This is a genomic window from Caballeronia sp. (genome assembly GCF_049581465.1).
Classification (GTDB): domain Bacteria; phylum Pseudomonadota; class Gammaproteobacteria; order Burkholderiales; family Burkholderiaceae; genus Caballeronia.
On the sequence record NZ_JBAUSA010001004.1, the window covers coordinates 1 to 2175 of the forward strand.

The following is a 2175-nucleotide window of genomic DNA, read 5'->3' on the forward strand; positions in this document are numbered from 1 at the left end:
ACCTGAGACAGCGTCGCAAAATACCAGTTCAGTACGTGACGCGTCGCTTCCCACAGCAAGGCAGCCGTGACCGCGCCGACCAGGGCGTGCCGGAACCTCGGGCGACCGACCGGAATTACAAGATAGATGGACGTTAATACAAAAATTTCCCCCACAAGTCCGAACAGATAAAGCAACACGCGCGAGGCACCGACAAGTGGGATGTTCCACCCAAACGCCTCGATGCTGTCTGCGCCGACTGCTTGCAAGCCACTGGAAACCAGCGTGACCAGGAGCACGCCCACGCCCAACGATAAGCTGTAGCAATAGGGAAGCAGCGCGGAAATCAGGAAGTGTCGCCGGCGAATCGCCACGCGGTGCACGAAGATTACTGACATCGCGTTCTCTAGCACCGTGAACGCCAACGAACTGAAGAACACCATGGTGCACAGGAGGACCCAACCGATTACGGCCCGGTGCGTGAGAAAGTTTGTCAGCTCTCGAACGATGGCCTTTGCTTGCCCCGGGACCAGCCACTCGAGCAGGTGCGCCAGCGAATTAAGAAGCACCCTTTGGTCGATCAGGTGTGACAGCGCGATGACGACCAGGATCAATAGGGGGACAATTGAAAGCAGCGCGTAGTAGGCGACCGCGCCCGCGAGCAGCATCCCCTGGTTGGCGCGAAACGCTCGTACAGTTTGCATCAGGAACGTCGCAGGATGACTTGCAATGGTCCGCAACGTGCTGCTGTCTGCCTGTTGCATAATGCCTCCGCTGCACAGCAAGGGTTCGATTACCCTTCGTCCCGCTTCTCATTAGGGATGGCTTTCAAAGCGACGGGATCCGAACGCATTTTTGTGGACGAAGGCACCGTCGACGCTCCCATGAATCAACCGAACGAGGACGCGGTGCTACACGGATTTTTCTCGCGGCCGATTGTTGCAAGGTCATCCGGCTACGAGGGCGCGCACCGTTCTTGTGACCCACGCCGTCAAGCCTGCTCGAAACAATGTGGCCAGGATCTTCCTCGGTCCGATGACTACCGATCCTACAAGCATTACGGCAAGTATTGCCGCGATCGGCGAGCTCAAGAATACAGGGTCGCCAGTCCGCGAGGCGTGTTCGGCTGTCGCGCGTGCCCCGGCGGGAATTTTCGAGAGCTGGCTGGCAGCTATGAGTTCTGCGCGTGTCGCCGCCATGCGTGCGAGGACGACCGCTTGAGCATCCGAATACTCAGGAATCCCGGGCTTCATTTGATCGCCTCCTTGATAGCCTCAAGATCGCGTTGGGCCTCTCGTTGCAGGGTCCCGAACGATTGCCCAGGTCGCTGAGCACGTAAAACAAGGAAAGCCGCCACAGTCACGACGAGCCACGTTGCGGCGACGCCCCATACCACGAGAAGGAAATAGGGCGTCCTCCAGGCGGACACAATGATCGCAATGCAAAGGAAGGAAAGCGTGAAAAGAGCGCCGACCGCCAGCGCGACCAACGCAATCACTTCGTGCACCAATCGGGTTTTCGTTTCGGCCAGTTCGATGCGGAACAATTCACCGTAGTCGCCAACTCTTCGAACGCAGAATCGGCTGACATTGCGCCATCGCGTGATCTTTGACTGGACCGACATCTGGATCTCCTCCATTGCGGCGATCTGCGGCGAATCCGCTCCGGCACGGTAAATTAACCCAGACGCAATCCGAGGTCGCCGGAGCAGAAGTTCGTAGGACTATTCATGCCCAGCGCCACGACGCCGTCGACCCCTACGCTTGATCGTTGGTTCCAGCCGGTCTTGGATTGGCGCGCGAAGAGCGATTGTTTCCGCCATCGGACCACATCACGCCTAATACGAAGCCGACGAACGCCATGATGGCCAAAGCCGAAAACGGGCTGGAGACCGTCTTGTCCCGCACAATGCTTGTCGTGTCCGCGTAAAGCTGGCGCGCCTTGCCGCTAAGCTCGCGCGCCTTTCCGGCGATCTGAGCCTCGGTATCTCCGAGCGCCGCGCCGATTGCCTCTTGAGTTTTCCCGGTGAGTTCTTCAACGATACCTTCCGCTTTATCCTTGTCCATTTTTCGCTCCTTGCTGGGTGACCGAGTAATCGAGATAGTCGAGGTGATGGCGCACAGGTCATGCCTAATCGCGCAGGACAGTGACAGGATAAACCCGTATTTCACTGCGTTGCGTGATCGCTTCCAACAC

The 2175-nt window shown here is 58.1% G+C and carries 3 protein-coding genes; all 3 read right to left on the minus strand.

The window, feature by feature from the left end; translation table 11 throughout:
- Positions 1-743, minus strand: a 743-nt coding sequence (locus WCA53_RS24600; RefSeq protein ID WP_423916583.1) for a YihY/virulence factor BrkB family protein, incomplete at its 3' end; no start/stop codon positions are given.
- Between the two features lie 485 nt (positions 744-1228).
- On the minus strand, positions 1229-1603 hold the full coding sequence (locus WCA53_RS24605; protein ID WP_423916585.1) for a phage holin family protein: 375 nt from the start codon (positions 1601-1603) through the stop codon (positions 1229-1231).
- 133 nt (positions 1604-1736) lie between these two features.
- On the minus strand, positions 1737-2175 hold a 439-nt coding region (locus WCA53_RS24610; RefSeq protein ID WP_423916587.1), incomplete at its 5' end, for a CsbD family protein.

Coding starts and splice junctions, on each gene's coding strand:
- WCA53_RS24605 (WP_423916585.1), bottom strand. CDS start 1,603: ATGTCGGTCCAGTCAAAGATCACGCGATGGCGCAATGTCAGCCGATTC.